General features: G+C 44.3%; 15 protein-coding genes and 1 riboswitch. Of the genes, 10 read left to right on the top strand and 5 right to left on the bottom strand.

All coding sequences use genetic code 11. The features are described 5' to 3' along the window. Position 1: 1 nt before the first annotated feature. Genes L0U88_RS16835 through L0U88_RS16820 form a run of 4 tightly spaced genes read left to right on the top strand, consistent with a single transcriptional unit; the run spans position 2 to position 2,489 of the window. Positions 2–1,246: a cysteine desulfurase gene (locus L0U88_RS16835; RefSeq protein WP_234867387.1), complete on the top strand. Its 1,245-nt coding sequence runs from the start codon at positions 2–4 to the stop codon at positions 1,244–1,246. Positions 1,247–1,249: 3 nt separating this feature from the next. After that, the gene (locus L0U88_RS16830; RefSeq protein WP_234867385.1) at positions 1,250–1,696 is read left to right on the top strand and encodes a SufE family protein; all 447 of its coding nucleotides are present in this window, start codon (positions 1,250–1,252) and stop codon (positions 1,694–1,696) included. Between the two features lie 4 nt (positions 1,697–1,700). Next, positions 1,701–2,012: an SUF system Fe-S cluster assembly protein gene (locus L0U88_RS16825; protein ID WP_234867383.1), complete on the top strand. Its 312-nt coding sequence runs from the start codon at positions 1,701–1,703 to the stop codon at positions 2,010–2,012. Positions 2,013–2,021: 9 nt separating this feature from the next. Further along, positions 2,022–2,489 carry an RrF2 family transcriptional regulator gene (locus tag L0U88_RS16820; RefSeq protein WP_234867381.1) on the top strand — a complete coding sequence of 156 codons (468 nt, stop codon included), beginning with the start codon at positions 2,022–2,024 and terminating at the stop codon, positions 2,487–2,489. On the opposite strand, the gene L0U88_RS16815 is transcribed toward L0U88_RS16820, so the two are convergent. Genes L0U88_RS16815 through L0U88_RS16805 form a run of 3 tightly spaced genes read right to left on the bottom strand, consistent with a single transcriptional unit; the run spans position 2,452 to position 7,039 of the window. Continuing rightward, on the bottom strand, positions 2,452–4,302 hold the full coding sequence (locus L0U88_RS16815; protein WP_234867379.1) for a PAS domain S-box protein: 1,851 nt from the start codon (positions 4,300–4,302) through the stop codon (positions 2,452–2,454). The two genes, L0U88_RS16820 and L0U88_RS16815, sit on opposite strands and share 38 nt — an antisense overlap. Positions 4,303–4,313: 11 nt before the next feature. Beyond that, a complete protein-coding gene (locus L0U88_RS16810; RefSeq protein WP_234867377.1) occupies positions 4,314–4,742 on the bottom strand; it encodes a response regulator in 429 nt (142 codons plus the stop codon). 50 nt (positions 4,743–4,792) lie between these two features. Further along, positions 4,793–7,039, bottom strand: a complete 2,247-nt coding sequence (locus L0U88_RS16805; RefSeq protein ID WP_234867375.1) for a PAS domain-containing sensor histidine kinase — start codon at positions 7,037–7,039, stop codon at positions 4,793–4,795. Between the two features lie 299 nt (positions 7,040–7,338). Here L0U88_RS16805 and L0U88_RS16800 point away from each other — a divergent pair, with 299 nt between their 5' ends. Then, positions 7,339–7,980 (top strand): response regulator, encoded by a 642-nt coding sequence (locus tag L0U88_RS16800; RefSeq protein ID WP_234867373.1) that lies wholly within the window; start codon positions 7,339–7,341, stop codon positions 7,978–7,980. A 4-nt stretch (positions 7,981–7,984) separates the two neighbouring features. Here L0U88_RS16800 and L0U88_RS16795 read toward each other — a convergent pair whose 3' ends face one another. Both L0U88_RS16795 and L0U88_RS16790 read right to left on the bottom strand, forming a co-directional pair. Beyond that, positions 7,985–9,949: a TonB-dependent receptor plug domain-containing protein gene (locus L0U88_RS16795; RefSeq protein WP_234867371.1), complete on the bottom strand. Its 1,965-nt coding sequence runs from the start codon at positions 9,947–9,949 to the stop codon at positions 7,985–7,987. 105 nt (positions 9,950–10,054) lie between these two features. Then, positions 10,055–10,277: riboswitch (cobalamin riboswitch) on the bottom strand. A 10-nt stretch (positions 10,278–10,287) separates the two neighbouring features. Beyond that, positions 10,288–12,315, bottom strand: a complete 2,028-nt coding sequence (locus tag L0U88_RS16790) for a TonB-dependent receptor (protein WP_234867369.1) — start codon at positions 12,313–12,315, stop codon at positions 10,288–10,290. Positions 12,316–12,370: 55 nt separating this feature from the next. Here L0U88_RS16790 and L0U88_RS16785 point away from each other — a divergent pair, with 55 nt between their 5' ends. The 5 genes from L0U88_RS16785 to L0U88_RS16765 all read left to right on the top strand — a co-directional run bounded on the left by L0U88_RS16785 (position 12,371) and on the right by L0U88_RS16765 (position 18,910). Next, positions 12,371–13,726: an APC family permease gene (locus L0U88_RS16785; RefSeq protein WP_234867368.1), complete on the top strand. Its 1,356-nt coding sequence runs from the start codon at positions 12,371–12,373 to the stop codon at positions 13,724–13,726. A 1-nt stretch (position 13,727) separates the two neighbouring features. Then, on the top strand, positions 13,728–14,897 hold the full coding sequence (locus L0U88_RS16780) for a trans-sulfuration enzyme family protein (protein ID WP_234867366.1): 1,170 nt from the start codon (positions 13,728–13,730) through the stop codon (positions 14,895–14,897). An 83-nt stretch (positions 14,898–14,980) separates the two neighbouring features. Next, positions 14,981–16,450, top strand: a complete 1,470-nt coding sequence (locus tag L0U88_RS16775; protein ID WP_234867364.1) for a TolC family protein — start codon at positions 14,981–14,983, stop codon at positions 16,448–16,450. 29 nt (positions 16,451–16,479) lie between these two features. Further along, positions 16,480–17,868, top strand: a complete 1,389-nt coding sequence (locus tag L0U88_RS16770) for an efflux RND transporter periplasmic adaptor subunit (RefSeq protein ID WP_234867362.1) — start codon at positions 16,480–16,482, stop codon at positions 17,866–17,868. A 4-nt stretch (positions 17,869–17,872) separates the two neighbouring features. Further along, positions 17,873–18,910, top strand: a complete 1,038-nt coding sequence (locus L0U88_RS16765; RefSeq protein WP_234867360.1) for an NAD(P)H-dependent glycerol-3-phosphate dehydrogenase — start codon at positions 17,873–17,875, stop codon at positions 18,908–18,910. Positions 18,911–19,017 lie beyond the last annotated feature (107 nt).

The raw sequence follows: 19,017 nt of genomic DNA, 5'->3' as shown, positions 1-19,017 counted from the left end.
TATGGAAACGCTTACCCGATCTGAACTGTTATTTGATGTAGACTCTATTCGGGAGGAATTCCCAATTCTGAAACGAAAGGTGAAAGGAAAGCCATTGGTCTACCTGGATAATGCGGCTACTACCCAAAAACCGCTCGCAGTGATAGAAGGGTTAACGCGTTACTATTCGGAATACAATGCGAATATCCATAGAGGTATTCACAGCCTTGCTGAGGAAGCTACAGCTGCTTTTGAAGCAAGCCGGGATGCAGTGAAAGAATTTATTGGTGCTGCTCACCGGGAAGAGATCATCTTTACCAGAGGTGCTACGGAGGCGATCAACCTGGTTGCGTATACCTGGGCGCGAAAATTTGTTGGAGCCGGTGATGAAATACTGGTATCGGGGATGGAGCACCACAGCAATATTGTTCCCTGGCAGATCATTGCCGAAGAGAAGGGTGCTAAAGTGGTTCCGATCCCGGTGTTGGAAGACGGAACACTGGATATGGAAGCCTTCCAGCGCGTACTCACGGAGAAAACAAAACTGGTGGCCATAGTGCATGCTTCCAATTCGCTGGGAACCATCAATCCGGTGAAATTTATCGCAACGCAGGCGCATGCAATCGGTGCTAAAGTATTGGTGGATGGATCCCAGTCGGCTGTTCACCTGCCCATTGATGTGCAGGATATTGATTGCGATTTCTTTGTATTCTCTGGTCATAAAGTGTATGGTCCAACAGGTTCCGGTGCACTCTATGGAAAAAAAGCCCTGCTGGAAGCCATGCCGGTATTTCATGGGGGAGGAGAGATGATTAAAGAAGTATCCTTCGAAAAAACAACCTACAACGAATTACCCTATAAATTCGAAGCAGGCACTCCAAACATAGCTGATACAGTGGCATTGAAATTTGCCCTGGATTTTGTGAAGGAAATCGGAAAGAAAAAAATCCATCAGTATGAGCAGGGCTTGCTGGCATATGCTACGGATGCACTGGAACAGATTAAAGGACTTCGGATCATCGGAAAAGCACCTGAGAAAACCAGTGTGATTTCATTTGTAGTAGAAGGTGTGCATCCGCAGGATTTAGGTATTCTGCTGGACAATAAGGGTATTGCGGTTCGGACAGGTCATCATTGTACACAACCCCTGATGGACAGATTTGGAATTCCAGGTACAACCCGTGCCTCTTTTGCACTGTATACAACCTATGCAGAAATTGATGCACTGGTGGCAGGTTTGGAGCGTTCCATTAAAACTTTATTATAGAAAATGACAGCAAGGCCAAGAATAGAAGAACTGGAAGAAGAAATTGTTGAGAATTTTTCGCTGTTTGATTCCTGGGATGAGAAGTACGAGTACATTATTGATCTGGGAAAAAAACTGCCGGCGCTCGAAGAAGAACATAAAAAGGATGAGAATAAGGTAAGAGGTTGCCAGTCCACCGTATGGCTGGTTGCGGCGTATAAAGATGGGCTGGTTGAGTTTAAGGCAGATAGCGATGCGGTGATTGTAAAGGGACTGATCAGTATGCTGATCCAGGTATTATCGGGGCATACTCCTGATGAAATTATTCAGGCCAAACTTGGGTTTATCGACAGGATTGGCATGACAACGCATCTGGCTCAAACAAGATCAAACGGACTGGCAGCGATGGTAAAGCAGATGAAAAATTTTGCACTGGCTTTTAAATTACAGAACGAAGCTGCAAAGCACTAAGAACATGGAAACAGAAGCTTTAAAAGAAAAAGTGATTGATTGTATCAAAACAATATACGATCCGGAATTACCGGTGAATATTTATGAACTGGGACTTATTTACGAGGTGGATATTCTGCCGCTGAACAATGTCCAGATCGTAATGACGCTGACAGCACCCGGATGTCCTGCTGCGCAATCACTTCCCATTGAAGTGGATCAGAAAGTGCGTCAGATTGAAGGGGTGAATGATGTGCATGTGAGTGTGACCTGGAATCCGCCCTGGAATAAATCCATGATGTCGGAGGCTGCACAATTGGAATTAGGTATGTTTTAAAAGGTATCTATGAAGATTACAGCACAGGAAGAAATCGGTTTAAGAATTATGTTACGCGTTGCCAATTGCGGCAATGAAAGCGGACTCAGCATTCCCCAGCTCAGCGAGGCGGAAGGAATCAGCATTCCCTATGTTGCCAAGCTTACACGCTTGTTGCGACAGCAGGGATTTCTCAATAGCACACCTGGTAACAAAGGTGGTTATGTGCTGGCAAGACCCGCCAATGAGATTATTGTAAATGATCTGCTGAAGGTATTAGGAGGAGCACTTTTCGATACGAGTTTTTGTAATCTGCATAGCGGTGGTATGAAACTGTGTACCAACTCTGTGGATTGTTCGGTTCGTTCACTCTGGAAAATGATGCAACTGGTGCTGGATGAACTCCTGCAGCATCTTACCCTCAGTGATCTCTCCAATTCCGAATTGGAAGCCCAACGTATTATTTCGCGGGTATTTGCTCCAAAACAGGTAGTTTAAACTGGACCACCAATTCACATCCCTTTCCAGGCGCGGTATTTATTTCTATCGTGCCATTAAAGAGTGCAGCGCGGGTCTTCATGTTCATCAGTCCGACACCATTGCTTTTTTTAGCCTTGTCAAATCCTATCCCATCATCTTTGATGCTTAATTCCAGATTTCCGTTCCGGTTGCCAAGGTAGAAATTGATCGTATTTGCTTTTGCGTATTTCGTGATATTGTTAAACTGTTCCTGGCAGATGCGATAAATGGCCAATTTGAAATTGTCTTCCATAAACTGTTCTTCCAACTCTGTCATGTTGTGGTAAATGGTAGTTCCAATACCGCTTGCAACATTTTCAAATAATTGAAGAAGATTATCTTTTAGGTGTCCTTCACTTAATGTTGGTGGAATAAGCGAGTGGGAGAGGGTTCTGATTTCATCAATGGCCGACTGTATCAGTTCATCCGATTTGCCCAGGTAAAGTGATTGTGAATCGCCGGCTGTTTTACCAAGTCCCAGGTATAAGCGGGCGCTGGCCAGTATCTGGTTGATGTTGTCATGCAATTCCCGACCAATTTCCTGACGCTCTGATTCCTGGGCAGAGATAACTGCATTGGTCATTTCTTTCTGCGCCTTGACGCGTTCCGCTTCCAGTTGTTTTTCCAGCATCACTCTTTCGGTAACATTATTGCCCAGGGCCATGATACAGGGCATTCCCATATAATCTATGCGATGTGATACGAATTCGATATAGATCTTATCACCCCATTTGCTAATAATCCGGGTAATATGTGTTTCTCTGAAACTTTTATCTTTTAATGCTTTCTCGGCAAGTCCATGAACAAGCTCCACCCGCTCTGCCAGTCCCACCGTTAGAATGGATTTCCCTTTCAGATCTTCCCTTTTATAACCTGAATGTTTTTCAGTTGATTCGTTTATTTCCAGAACGGTAAAATCTTTCAGGCTCCAGATGATGATAGCAGCAGGATTGTTTTCAAAAAGATAGCGGTACTGCTCTTCGGATTCTTTTAATATTCTTTCGGCTTCCTTGCGGGGCGTGATATCTTGTGTGGCACCGATAAAACGAACTGCTTTGCCCTGCTCATTTCGGATGATATATCCTCGATCCTGCAAATAAGCATAATCTCCATCAGCTCTCAGAAAGCGGTATTCCAATTCAAATTGCTGGAAGGATGGGTTCTCTTTGAATTGATTAATTTTCTTTATTACGTCTTCTCGCTCGGAGGGATGTATCTGTTTCACCCATTTTTCCTCTGATCCGAATTGAATGGGATTATAATCGGTTTTAAAGATTTTCTTCCAGCCTTCCGGATTTCGGTATACCTCACCCGTCTGCAGGTTAAGATCCCAAACCATGTCATTGGTGGCTTTGCTCACCAGATCGTATCGTTCATTACTTTCCTGCAATGCCTGCAGGTTGTTCATACGTTCGATGGAATAGAGGATGGTTTTTGATAGCAGTTTTTCATCAAAATCGCCTTTGATCAGGTAATCCTGTGCCCCGAGTGTAATCGCATCCAGGGCGGTATTCATATCCGAAACGCCAGAAAGAATTACAATCGGGGTATACCCTGCATTTTCCCGTATGGATGTAAAAGAGTTGATTCCAAAACTGTCAGGAAGGGATAGGTCAAGCAAAATAATATCAACAGCTTCCGACTTCAGGACTTCATGCGCCTGTTTGATGGATTCTACTGTAAACAGTTCCCGGATTTTTATTCCGGAACTAAGTAAGAGTTCCTCCAGCAGAAACTGATCTCCGGGATTATCCTCCACCATCAGGATCGTCAGTTCAGTTGAATGTATCATGAAGTACCGGTTTAGCTATTAGGGAGTTGTGCTGTCTTCATCCAAAATGATTCCATAGACTGGATCACTTTCATAAAACTGGAATAATCAACGGGTTTGGTTATATAACAGTTGGCATAATGGGTATAGGCCTCGAGGATATCTTTTTCAGAAGCAGAAGTAGTTAACACAATTACCGGAAGGCTGCGTAGTGCCGGATCCTGCTTAATTGTTTTCAACACCTCCTTTCCATCAACTTTTGGAAGATTGATGTCCAGCAAAACCAGATCAGGAACCTGGGCATTCTCATGGGTCCCGGTCTTAAAAAGAAAATGGATCGCTTCCCTGCCATCTCTTACAACCGAAATATCTTTTACTGCAGTTACTTCGCGAAGTGCTTCTCGTGTAAGAATGATGTCGCCTTCATTGTCTTCCACCAATAAAATGTGTAAGTCTTTCATACGTTTTGGGTAGTTTCAATAGGTACTGGATTCTTAATGAATATAAAGATTTATTTTTTGATGGTAAAATAGAAGGTGGAACCTTCATTTTCTTTGGAATAAACCCAGATTTTACCTTTATGCTGTTCTACAATTTTTTTACAGATTGCCAGACCAATTCCTGTTCCGGAATATTCTGACATATTGTGTAACCGCTGAAAAATGACAAAAATCTTTTCAAAATAATCCGATTCTATTCCAATGCCATTATCCTTTACAGCAAACTGCCAATGATTATCTTCTTCTTTTGCACTAATCCGTATCTCTGGCTGTAACTCACTTCGATATTTAATGGCATTTCCAATCAGGTTTTGCAATAGTTGTACCAGCCCGGAGAAATTGCCGTTACTTAGTATCGGCATTGGATTAATGGTTAGAATGGCATTGTTTTCGGCAATGGTTTCCTGCAAATTATTGGCAACCTCGTTAAGCACCTGATTCATATCCACTTGAGTTAATTCAACTGCAGTGTTTTCCAGCCTGGAATAAGCCAGCAGGTCGTTGATCAGTTTTTTCATTCGCTCTGCACCGGAAACAGCATACTGAATGTATTGTTTACCTGCTTCATCCAGTTTGTCCTTGTATCTTTTTTCCACCAATTGAAGAAAACTGCTTACCATTCGAAGTGGTTCCTGCAGATCGTGCGAAGCTATAAAAGCAAACCGCTCCAATTCGGCATTGGATCTGGACAGTTGTTCTGCCCTCTCTGACAATTCCTGGTTCGCTTTTTCCAGGGCCTGTTCGTATAGTTTTCGCTGCGTGATATCCTGCACTGTGCCACTATACCGCATGGGTTTGCCATGCTGATCTTTAAACAGGTTGCCCCTTTCATGTACATACCGGATAGTGCCATCGGGTAACAGAATACGGTGTTCAAAATCCAGTGAATCATTTCCGTTTAAGACTTGTGCTCTTTTTTTGAGGAAAGTTTCCCTGTCATCCGGATGGAGGGTTTCCAGGAACAGTTCAAAACTCGGCTGAAAATTGGAAGGGTGCCTGCCCCAGATCGTATACACTTCATGGGTCCAGAAGAGTTCGTTGGTTTTCATGTTCAGCTCCCAATAGCCCAGTTTGGCCAGTTTCTGGGCCGTTTCCAGCTTCTGATTCAGCTGCCATAATTCCGATTGGTACTTTCTGTTTTGGGTGATATTTCTGGAATGACAGGCAACTCCTACAATTTTCTGCTCTTCCCGAATCGGATTGAAGCTGGTTTCCCACCAGATCTCTTCACCAGGTTCCGTATAAACATCAAGGCTTTGCATGTGAAAGGATTCGCCGGATAAAGCGCGGTTGTACAGGGTTTTCCAGTATTGTATGTGTTCCTTGGGATAAGATGATTCCAGCAACATATTATCTCCAACCTGTATAGACACATTGGAGGTTCGCTCGGTAGTTTCAATAAAACTGCGGTTGGCTGCAAGCAAGTTATACCCTGCATCAATACTCCAGATCATATCGCTGGTGGTATTGATCAGTGCAATTTTATTACGTTCCTCTTCTTTTTTTTGAAGTTCCAGTTTCAGGCGATCTGTAATATCGTTGGAAAGTATAAGGGAAGCCAACTTGCCATTGAATTCTATCTGATGGGAAGTGATTTCAATGTCAATGATTTCGCCATTCTTTTTGATGTGTTTCCATCGTCCTTTATGGACCAGGTTATTGCCTTCCCTGATTCGTTGAACTTTTTTAAGGCGTTCACGATCTGCTTCCGGGCGGATATCATGCGCAGTCATCTGAAGAAATTCCTCCCGGCTGTAACCATAATGATTGATTGCTTTTTCGTTCACTTCCAGGAATTGTTTGGTATCCGGATCAATGATCCACATGGGAAGAGGATTGTGATGAAACAGATTTCGGTACCAACGTTCCGACTGTTCAAGTCGTTGCTCATTTTTGACCCGTTCGGTTACATCCCTTCCGATGCAGAAAAGAGCTTGTGCTGATTTGTTCCAATTAATCGACCATCGGATCGTGATGGATTGTCTGTTTTTAGAAATCACTTTGTTATCAAAAAAGCTCACCGGCTGACCACTAATGGCATTGGCCAACATGGCGACAGTTGCCTGCTGATCATGCTCCTCAATGAAACTCAGGTAAGGTTTGCCAATCAGTTCTTCTGTGTTATATCCGAGGATTCTTGTAGCTGCAGTACTGATACGCGTAAACATGCCATCCCTGTTCATGGTACAAATAATGTCCAGTGAAGCGTCCATGATCCGCTCATATTCTTCCAATATGCCTGATTCAAGCTTGCTCATAGTTATAAGGTGATCAGAAGATCAGTGAAAAAAAGGAAAAAACCAAAAGGGTACAAAATTTTCTCAAATGAGAAGTTTTCGCACCCCTGGCTCATTAACCTTTGATAAAAAACTCCGCTACTAACCGGTGTCTGGCGTTTGGACGGTTCGGTTTTGAAAAGGATATTGGATACAGAATAGAAACGGGCCACTTACAACACAAAGATGCATACAAACCAGGTCTGCAGACAATAGACAAACTTGGCAATTCCTGTAGAAAAAAACCTACATTCATACAGTATTTTTATTAATTTGTATGTATGAAACATTTTCTTCTCATTGACGATCACGAAGTTGTGAGAACCGGTATTGGTCATGTACTGGCTGAATTGTTTCGTCCCTGCACCATACATGAAGCCAGCAATGAAGCATCTGCACTTGAAAAATTAAAAGAAAGAACCTTTGACCTGATCATAATGGATGTTTATATGCCGGGCTCCGATACGTTTGGTATTATGGAATTTATTAAAGTGCGGTTCCCGGAAGCCAAAGTGCTGATCTTTTCCATGAGTGCTGAAAATATCTATGCACCCCGATTGATCAGGGCTGGTGCAAAAGGTTTTTTATCTAAAAACACAGGTATCCAGGATCTGAAAAAAGCAGTGGAAACCCTGTTGAACAATAAGATGTATATAAGCTCGGAACTGGCACTTCAACTCGCAAGTGGTTTACAGCAGGAAGAGCCTGCTAATCCGTTTGAAAAACTGAGCAGCAAGGAATTCGAAATTGCCTCCCTAATGATGGAAGGTAAATCCCTGACCGAAATCTCCATGATTTTGGGTACCAGCACCTCAACGGTGGGTACCCATAAATCAAGGTTGTTTAAAAAACTGAACTGTAATAACCTGCTGGACCTGGTTGAACTCGGTAAAGCCTACCATATCAGTAGCAAGCGACACTAATTACCTACCATTTCCAAATGACTCCTGCCATCATATTGAATCTTCGCGCGTTGTATCCCGCCACGTCAAAATACTCCTGATCGGTAATGTTCCTAAAATCAGCATAAAATGCAAGTTGCGGCAGTAACTGGTATTTCGCATATAGGTCCAGGTTATAGTATTGCTTCAGATCGGCCAGTTCTGTACTGAATGTATTGCTGTTGTAAAAAAGATCCTGTCTTTTATCTACCCAGCGGTAGTGAATGCCAATAATCAGAGAACTGGTTAGCTGGTAACCGCTATTGATATTGAAGCTGTGTTTGGGGCGACGATAAAGATTGAAATAACTGGTGTCTTTCCCATTAGCAGTGGAAGTGGATAACTCGCCATCTACAAAAGTATAGTTGGCACTAAGGCTGATTTTTTCAATTGGTTTCCACCTTACTTCAAGTTCGATGCCATGGTCTGATTGCTTGTCTCCATTCTGATACTGCCCATAAGGGGGAACAGACAGCGGAGCAAAAAGGATGATATCTTTTATGTTTCGGTTGAAGTAAGTGGCACGGGCAAAAAAGCGATTGGAGGTTGCGTTATACTGAACTCCAAGTTCCTGCTGGGTGGATCGCTCCGGTGCCAGTGCAGGATTACCATATTCACTCGCGAGGTTGTATACAGAGGGAGCTCTGAAAGCGGATCCTGCCGAGGCGAATATTTTCAATTGTGCAATTGGGGAATAATAGGGGTTCAATGAATAAGTAAATGCGTCTCCAAAATCCTGGTGCTGGGTAAAACGACCACCCAGTTCAATTCCAAACCGGTTGTTTTTGTGGAGGTGACCTGAAATATAAGCACTCATCATGCTGGCTTCCAGTGAATCCTTGCTCAGACTGCTTCCGAAACCGCCAAAGTCGGTAACGATATCAGCCTGGTTGCGCCTGTAATCAACACCGCCCAGTAAACTGAACCAGGGTTGAATCGTACTATTGAGATAGGCTTCGGCAAAAAAAGAATTGCCTTTGTAATTACCACTGCTAGGATCGAAATCAGAAGGACCTGCCGGAACATTTACAGGATCTCTGTAATCACGGTTGATCCGGTTATAATTACTGTGAACAACAAACTGTCCTTTTGGTAACTGCAGGATTGATTTGACGCCAATCACTTGTTGACGATTATAAGCTGTTCTGTTTTTATCATCACTGAATGCGGCATCATCCAGATCGGTTTTGTAATCACTATACTGATAATAGCCCTGCAGTTTCCAGTTTGCAGTTGCCTGCAAACCAGCCGCCAGGTTGATAAGGTTCTGCTTTTGCCCATCCTTATCAAAATTGTTTGTCCCTGAAGCATCAGTTGCAGAGGAGAATCCCTTTGACTGAAAGCGGTTATACTGGGCGCTGTAGTTGATTTTACCCGACTGTCCGCTTATTCCAAGGTTCGCTTTATACGTATTAAAACTGCCTGCCGCAAGTTGCCCGTTACCACCAATTTTTCGGTTACTCACATTCTTCCGGGTGATGATATTGATTACACCGGCAACCGCATCTGATCCATACAGCGTGGATTGCGCACCTTTAAGAATTTCAATCCGTTCAATCTGATCCACCGCAAAATGGTTGATATCAAACTCGATGGAAATACCGGATGCATCTGTTACGGGCATACCGTCAATCAGAATTAGGGTGTTCGCACTTCCTGCCCCTCTCAGGTAGAGATTGGGAACAGTGCCCGGGTTGTTTTGAGAGCCGGATAGAAATAATCCGCTTTGTTCATTCAATACCTGTGCAAGAGAACGACCGGCATTTTGCTCCAGGGTTGCACGATTGATTACCTGTACAATTTTTGCTGTGCTGTTTTGTTTCTGCGAAATTTTGTTAGCCGTAACAATAACTTCTTCAAGAGGAGAGGAGCTGCTGTGTGTTGGGATTTGCTGACTCCAGAGCGGACTGCTGAATACTGCAGCAGTCACGACAATCAGGGTTCTTTTCATGTTGGTGAAAAAGATTAACGTGACTGCTTCCGGAAAAGGATGGTAGAAATATAAACGACCTGGTACCCGGCCTTTTATATCCCTGCTTTTCTCCCGAAAGCGGAATATGGTTTCCTGTAAGCGGCAGGTCTTCTGGCTCGTTTTCTGCAAACCCCCTTCCCGTTCACCAAAGCATTTAGCAGGCGTACAGTGGTTATGGATCTGCAGCAGGATACAATGATCCTGAAAACATTACAGCTACGGGGATAGCGCCGGGATCAACCGGACTTCCCTTTTAATCCTGTTAACAGTAAGTCTGTCAACAGAAACCGATTACGGCGCGAATATAGTCATTTTCATTACTGGAGCCGAATGCCCGCAAAATAGTTTCGGCCAGCAGCGGCATTGAAATAGCGGCCTCCTATGGCATTGATATCATTACCCAGACTATAACGTTGATTCATTAAATTGTCTGCCCCGGCAAAAATGCTGAGGCGCTTAAAAATCCGGGATTCCAGCCTGGAACCTACTAATTGATAGGCATTTGCCTTAGCGGTGTTGGCATCATTCAGCCATATCGGATCTACATACTGGTAGGTAATATGAAGTTCCAGCATCAGCAGGTACAAATCCAATCCGGCTGCCACAGTTTGCCTTGCGATACCAGGAATGCGCTTTCCGCTGAAATCCTGTTCCACCTGACGAAAATCCTTATAGGTAAAAGGATGGAAAGTATAGCTGATCCAGGGCTGCCATCGGAAACCAAAAGTTTGCTTGAGTGGCTGGTAACGGGAAGCAATTTCAATACCCCATTGCCTCGTACTACCTGCGTTGGTGAAAAAGTCAGCACCGCTTGCATCTCTTCTCTGCACGATGGCATCGTTTAACTGGAAGTGGAAAATATTTGCATCTAACCATAACCGTTGTTTCGCAAATCTGCCACGCATACCCAGTTCATAATTCCATCCCCCTTCAGCTTTTAAGGAAGTATTGATTACACTGGTAGAAGGCAGCAGTTCGGAACTGGTGGGAGGAGAAAAACCTCTGGCTGCCAGCCCATAAACCAGAACGGATCCTAATTTTCTTGAGATAGAAATACGCGGTGCCCATTCTGCCTGTTGGCCCGTGCTGAACCGATAATTAGGTACCACCGATTCGCGTATAATGCGGATTGTATTATTATTCCAGCTTAAGCCGGCATTGATTTCCCAGTTAGCATCCGGCTTCCATTGCGCCTGCCCAAAAACCAGGGCGTTACCAGGTGTAAGAGCATCAGAAGTTTGCAGGGTATCCTGTTCTCCGCCACGATTACCGAAAACGTTGATCTGGTAATATCCTTTTTGCCATTCTCCTCCTGCTGTGAATGTTATACTTCCGCTGGATAACGGTGCGGTATAAGCGATTAATGCACGTGTTCCGAAAGAGGGCTCAGATCTTCTTTCAAAATTCCGTATGGCAGGATTGGTAATTCGGTTATACATTCCATATACAGTAGCCTCCATCCTGAGCCTGGAACCGGGCATGTATTGCTGATACAATCCGCCATAAAAAGATTGCTGATAAAAAGCAGCTTTTGCAGCTTCAGCTGAAGGAAAGGGGCCTCCTGCCGGCCGCGACTGCCTGGGATTAGCATTGTATTGCGCAAGTGTTAGTCCCCCTGGTGTTTCATACTGAAGGTCACTATAAAGCACCAGTGATCCGATTGTGTATTTATCCGATACCTGTCTTTTATTATGCCAGCTCAGAAAATTTCTGCGAAGCGCACTTTGATTGCGGTATCCCTGTGATTGCTGATGATGCACTTGTACCCGGTTGAAACGCTGTTCATTTCCGGTGAGTAGCTGACCATCCAACTGGAAGAGACCATAACTGCCTCCCATAACACTTAATCGAATTGGTGATTTGTTTTCGGATGGCCTGGCGCCTGTTGCCAGCAAGGCACCTCCTGAGCCGGATCCATAAACAGAAGCTGCCGGTCCTCTCAAAATTTCCATCTGCTCAATAGCAGTTGGCGCAAACAGGTTCAGATAGGTGTTTCCTCCCGGATCTGTTATTGGAAACTGTTCATAATAAAAACGCACATTTCTTACGCCAAACGGAGAGCGAAGTGAACTACCGCGAATGGCTATACGATAACTGCCGGGTGAACGCTCTTCCATTCTTACCCCTGGAAGCGTATTCAGAGCTGGTACTGAACTTGCCGGAGAAAAACGGTTCCATTCAGCAGCTCCGGCAATAGATACTGCGGCAGGTGTTGCAGCAAGCGGACTTCTTTGTACAAATCCCTGCACAATAACCGAATCCAGTTGTCTGTTGGGCAGGGTATCTGTTGTAGGGGATAGGGGAAGCTGAAATCCGGTGGCAACAAAAACAAATAAGAGGTTCATTTTTTATTTGTGGGCTTGGCTTTTGGAATTATATTGGGTAAAGATCGGAACTAACATGCAAAACAATTCAGGCAAAAACAATCAGTTAAGATTGTTTGATCTTACCATGATTGTAGTTGGTCTTGTTATCGGTATGGGTATATTCAGGACTGCTACCGATGCCGCCAGCGCCTCACTTACGCCCACAATTTATTTTTCGGCCTGGATCGCCGGAGGTATTATCGCGCTTTGCGGTGCACTCACGTATGCTGAAATTGGTTCAAGGTATCCTGTTACAGGAGGGTACTACAAAATCTTTGCAGCCTGTTATCATCCTTCTGTTGCTTTTGCAATTAATTGTATTATTCTTATTTCTAATGCAGCGTCTTTATCCGGAGTGGCATTAATAGGCAGTGAATACCTGTCGCAGTTGATTTTTGATGAGCCCGCTTCCGACCTGGTGAAATCCCTGATCGCCATGTCGGCCATCATGGTTTTTTATTTTGTCAACCTGGCCGGATTGCGCATGAGTTCACAAACGCAGAATATTCTGATGCTGATCAAGATCCTGATGGTTTTGGTACTCATTAGCGCACTCTTTTTTCCCGGAGCCGACCCCTCCTCCCTTCCCCCATCTTCCATTCCTCCATCTTCCATTCCCCCCTCTTCCCTCATCTACTCCTTTGGCGTAGCCCTGATTGCGGTTTCTTTCACCTACGGTGGGTACCAGCAAACCATCAATTTTGGTGAGGAAGTAAAAGATGCCCGCAAAAACCTGCCGAGAGGAATTGTGATCGGCATTCTGATGATCATCGGACTTTATTTGCTGGTGCAGATGGCTTATGTACACAGTATTGGTTTTGAAGCTCTGAAATCCACCAGAGGAATTGCAGCAGTAGTGGCGGAAAAAATGTTTGGTCCAACTGGTAAAACCATTTTTACACTCCTGCTTTTCCTGGCTGTACTGGCTTATGTGAATGTATTGCTACTGAGTAATCCCAGGGTTATGTATGCCATGAGTAAAGATGGTATCCTCCCCGGTATGTTTGCCAAAACCGATGAAAAGCGTGGGGTACTCACCGTTAGTCTGACCGTGTTTGCTGCTATCTGTATCATCGTCCTGTTTTTTGCCAACACCTTTGAGAAAATTCTTGGATTTACGATTTTCCTGGATTCAATTGGTATGGCAACATCTGCAGCAACGATTTTTATCCTTCGCAAACGAACCAAACACCTGGATGGAACCGGTATTTATACCATGAAATGGTATCCCGTATTGCCCCTTGTTTTTATGATTGCCTATACCTTTGTCGGAATCAGTATTGCGATCAACACACCTGTTCTTGCATTAACCGGGCTAGCGGTATTCGCTGTATTCCTGGGAATTTATTTCCTGGTGGTTCGGAAAAGCAAGGGCATAAAACATAGTTAAGATGGATCTTTCTTACATAATAAACGAACTGGGAGAGGAAAGAGAGCAGTATTTCAATGCCATGTCCCCACCGATTATGCAAACCAGCAATTTTGTGTTTCGGAAAGTGGATGATTTGTCGGCTGCTTTTGCTGATGAAATGGGAGGGTACCTCTACAGCAGGGGCCTTAATCCGACAGTTGATATCCTTCGAAAAAAACTGGCAGCACTGGATGGAGCGGAGGACTGCCTGGTTCTCAACAGTGGTGCGGCCGCGATCTTTGCATCTGTATTTGCCAATATAAAAGCCGGGGATCATATCGTTTCAGTGCGTAAACCTTATACCTGGGCAGAGAGGCTGTTTTCGGTTGTACTTCCCCGTTTCAATGTGGAAACTACCTATGTAGATGGTGGATCAGTGGAACAATATGCAGATGCACTTCGACCTGATACCCGACTGATTTACCTGGAATCCCCCAATAGCTGGAATTATGCGATCCAGGACCTTAAAGCCATTGCAGACCTGGCCAGATCTAAGGGGATTGTCACAATAGTGGACAACAGTTATTGCACGCCATTGTATCAGCGACCGATTGAACTAGGGATCGATTTGTCTATTCAATCAGCTACCAAATACATAGGCGGACATTCAGATACCGTTGCAGGAGTGATCAGCGGTTCTGCAGCCATGATCCGCAAGATTTTTGAATCCGAATACCTGACTATTGGTAGCGGGATTCAGCCTTTTAACGCCTGGCTGCTGATTCGGGGCTTAAGAACACTGCCGATGCGGCTGAAACAGGTAAGTGAAACAACCCGGCTGGTACTTGCCTACCTAAGGCAACATCCGAAAGTGGAATCCTGTCTTTTCCCACTGGATCCTGAATTTTCTGACTATGAGCTGGCAAAGAAACAGATGAGTGGTGCCTGTGGATTGCTCACTTTTATATACAGAACGGAACATCGGGGGGAAATCATTCGGTTCTGCGAGGCACTCCGGCACATATTTATGGCTGTAAGCTGGGGTGGTCATGAAAGCCTGATCATTCCTAAATGTGCAGGAATCAGGCCTGAGCATTTTCGTCCGGAGAAAAAAGAACACCGGATGCTTCGGTTATACATTGGCCAGGAATCGGCCGATTACCTGATTGCAGATCTTGAGCAGGCCTTTTTGTCCGCTTCTGGCGGTTGATGGGGAGTTTTTTCACGATAATTATATGACCGGTCGGCAGGATGCCATTGAATTCTTTACTTTTAACCCCTTAACCAATTTGCATGCGATTTTTTAAACGGTTATCCTATTGTTTATTATTGGGAATGGGACTAGGGCTTGAAAGCCAGGCACAGGAAGAGTGGGATTTGAGGCGTTGTGTGGAATATGCCATCGCTAATAACATTTCAACAAAACAGGCGGATGTACAGCGTCGGATCAGTGAACTTTTATACAAACAAGGTAAAAAAGCCTGGGTACCCTCTGCTGATTTTAATACCAATACTGGTTACCAGTTTGGTCGTTCCATTGACCCTACCACCAACCTGTTTACCAATCAGCAGCTGCTTTTCCAGGGATTCCAGTTTAATACGAATGTGACCATTTTTAACTGGAACAGGATTACCAATACGATGCTGGCTTCCAAATTCGAGGCTGAAGCTGCCCTGGCTGATGTGGAAAGAAACAAAAATGACCTGGCCCTGAATGTAGCTACCGCTTATCTTACTGCTCTTTTATCTAAAGTGCAGGTAGATATTGTAGAAGTTCAGGTGAAACAGAGTCAAAGCCAGTTGAATGATACCCGGAAAAGAGTTGAGGCCGGAACTGTGCCGGAGCTCAATGCGGTGGATCTGGAAGCCCAATTGGCAAGGGATAGTTCTTCCCTGATCACGGCTCAGTCGACCTATGAATTGAACCTGCTGTCTTTAAAAGCCCTGCTGGCATTGGATGCCGGAGCTCCTTTTGCTATTTCGGTACCACCGGTGGATAGAATTCCGGTTGATCCGATTGCAGAGCTGGAACCGGAAATGGTTTACCAGATGGCCTTGCAAAATCAACCGGTAATCAAGGCAAATGACCTGCGTAAAAAATCACTTGAATACAATATAAAATCTGCAAAAGCAGGTTTATATCCCAGCTTTTTTGCCTTTGGTGGACTGGCTTCCAACTTTGCGAGTTCCAACCGAAAAATAACTGGAGCTAATTTCCTGGGTTATAATGCTCCCAATCCTGCAAATGGCGCAGTGAATGTAAATGGTACCCTCGTGCCTATACAATCGCCCAATGTACAGATAACACAAGGCAATAAAAATTTTGGTGAATTATGGACCGGCTGGGGAACACAGATGTCAAATAACTTTCGTCAAAATATCGGGGTAGGTGTAAGCATTCCAATTTTGGGTGGCTGGCAGGCAAGGACCAATTATGAAAGAGCGAAACTCAATCTGGCAAATGCTGAACTGGTAATTGACCAGGGAAATCTTCAGTTGAAAAACAATATTTACAACGCTTATACCAGCGCTGTAGCCGCCATGCAAAAATACAATGCTGCACGTAGTAGTGTCAATGCGGCGGAACGCTCCTATAACTTTACCCTTCGTCGTTATGAACTGGGATTACTCTCGACACTGGAACTGATCACTTCACAAACCAATCTGACGCGATCCAAAATCGACATGGTCAATGCCCAATTCGATTATGTATTCCGGATGAAAGTACTTGAGTTCTACAAAGGCCAGGGTATAAAATTATAATCAATCAAGCACAAGCACATACGATCTATATGAACAAGAAATTAGTTTGGATACTGGTAGCCGTGGTGGTACTGATTATTGCCTTATTCGGTTTGAAACAGGCAGGTATAATTGGAGGTGAAGAGGGCATAAAAGTAACCACGGAAAAAGTCGCAAAGCGCACGATCATTGAAACCGTTAACGCCAGCGGAAAAGTGTATCCGGAAGTTGAAGTAAAAGTAAGCTCTGATATCTCGGGAGAAATTGTGGAACTGATGGTGGAAGAAGGTGATAGTGTTCGCAAGGGACAGGTACTTGCCAAGATTTTTGCAGACATTTATCTGACTCAGCGTGATCAGGTTGCGGCCAGCGTTCGCCAGCAGCAGGCACTGGTAGATAACAGCCAGGCACAGCTGGAAGCCCTTCAAAGTGCTTTATCTCAGGCTGAAGCGCAGTTCCGTCGCCAGGAGCAACTCATGAAGGAGAAAGTGATTTCTCGTGCAGAATTTGAGCAGGCGGAAAATGCATACAATACAGCAAAAGCCAACTACAATGCAGGTTTACAAACCATCCGTGCCAACCAGGCTTCGGTAGCAAGTACCCGTGCCAACCTGGAAAGTGCCAATAAGAACCTGGGCAGAACAACAATATTGGCGCCTATGAACGGCGTGGTATCTCTTTTGGCTGTTAAGAAAGGTGAAAGGGTGGTTGGTACAGCCCAAATGACCGGTACGGAAATGATGCGTATCGCTGATATGGATAAAATTGAAGTTCGGGTAGAAGTAGGAGAGAATGATATTCCCAAAGTACATCTAGGAGATTCCGCCCTCGTAGAAATTGATGCATACAATGACCGCAAATTCAAAGGTATTGTAACGCAGATCGCTAGCAGCAGTAAAGCCTTGTCTTCTGCCACCGCCACTGCTGTAACCAATGATGTTACAAACTATGAAGTGCGGATCCGCTTGCTGAAAGAATCTTACCAGGATCTGATTGATCCAACCCGCCCGAAGAACTTTCCTTTTCGTCCGGGTATGAGCGCCAGCGCAGATATCCAGACCAAACGTAAAATGGATGTACTTGCGGTACCGATCAATGCGGTTACCACCCGTGAAAAAGATTCTGATAAAGCTGTGAATGAGACCCGTACATCCACTGCAGAAAGTGGTAGCAATAACAATGAGCAGCAGGAGAATCGCAGGTCTATCAGTACAGAATTGGATGAAGTTGTGTTTGTACTCCAGGCTGATAAAACAACAGTGAAGCGGGTTAAAGTACGCACAGATATCCAGGATATCACTTACATCGAAGTGCTGAGTGGTTTAAAAGAAGGAGATGAAGTGGTTACTGGACCCTACTCGCTGGTTTCCAAGACACTTAAAAACAACGATAAGGTTAAAGTAGTCAAGAAGGAAGAGCTCTTCGAAAAGAAAAAGTAAATCCATGCAGCTCGGAATCATAGGGAGTGGTAGCTGGGCAACTGCTTTGGCCAAAATCGTAACTGATAACGGTAATCCGATTCATTGGCTGGTTCGCAGTGAATCCATTCGGCAGCACTTAATTCACCGCAAGCACAATCCGAATTATTTATCAGCAGCCAGTTTTGATATTACGAAGCTTCACTTACATCTATCCATAACTGAAATGGTGAAAGCCTGTGATTGCCTGGTCCTGGCTGTTCCTTCTGCTTATATTGAAGAAACACTAACCGGATTAACAGCTGCCGACCTGGAGGGTAAGGTGTTGGTTTCAGCTGTTAAAGGCATGATGCCGGACCGAAATATTCTTATTAATGAATGGTTGCTGGAACGCTTTCAATTACCACTTTCTTACTATTATACGGTTATGGGGCCCTGCCATGCTGAAGAAGTAGCCAGAGAACGTTTGTCCTATTTGACCTTTTCCGGCCTTTCGGAAGAAAAGGCACATGAGGTTGCTTCGAATTTCAAGACCTGGTACATCAATACCCTTGTGAATACAGATGTGATAGGGGTGCAATATGCAGCCATTCTTAAAAATATTTATGCGCTTGGGGCCGGTATTGCACACGGACTGGAATATGGAGATAATTTTCAAAGTGTATTCATAGCGAATTGTGCGGATGAAATGGCTGGTTTTTTAAAAAAAGTAGGGGTTCAGCGCATGGAAGTTGGCTCTCACCAGGGCGAAGATCCGATTACTCATAAAAAAGATGCAAATTATGCTGCATCAGTTTACCTGGGTGACTTGCTGGTAACCTGTTATTCTCTTTATAGCAGAAATCGAACCTTTGGTAACATGATCGGTAAAGGATATTCTGTAATAAGTGCCCAACTCGAAATGAATATGGTGGCGGAAGGTTACAATGCAAGCAGAAGTATTTTTCTGCTTAATCAACAGGTTGGTGCCGATATGCCCATTGCTTCGGCCATCTATCGCATACTGTGGCAGCAGCTTGCCCCTTCAGCCGGTTTTAAACTTATTGAAGAGGTGCTAATCTAGTTGTCAGGCAGCTGTTAATACATATCTCACGCCTGTGCAACGTATCACTTGAAAAAGTTATCTTTAATGTAATGCCTGTAAGTTTCTCAATATACGGTTCTGCCATG

Origin of the sequence: Flavihumibacter fluminis (genome assembly GCF_021491375.1) — a bacterium.
Taxonomy (GTDB): Bacteria; Bacteroidota; Bacteroidia; order Chitinophagales; family Chitinophagaceae; genus Flavihumibacter; species Flavihumibacter fluminis.
This window is presented reverse-complemented; position numbering and strand designations above follow the sequence as displayed.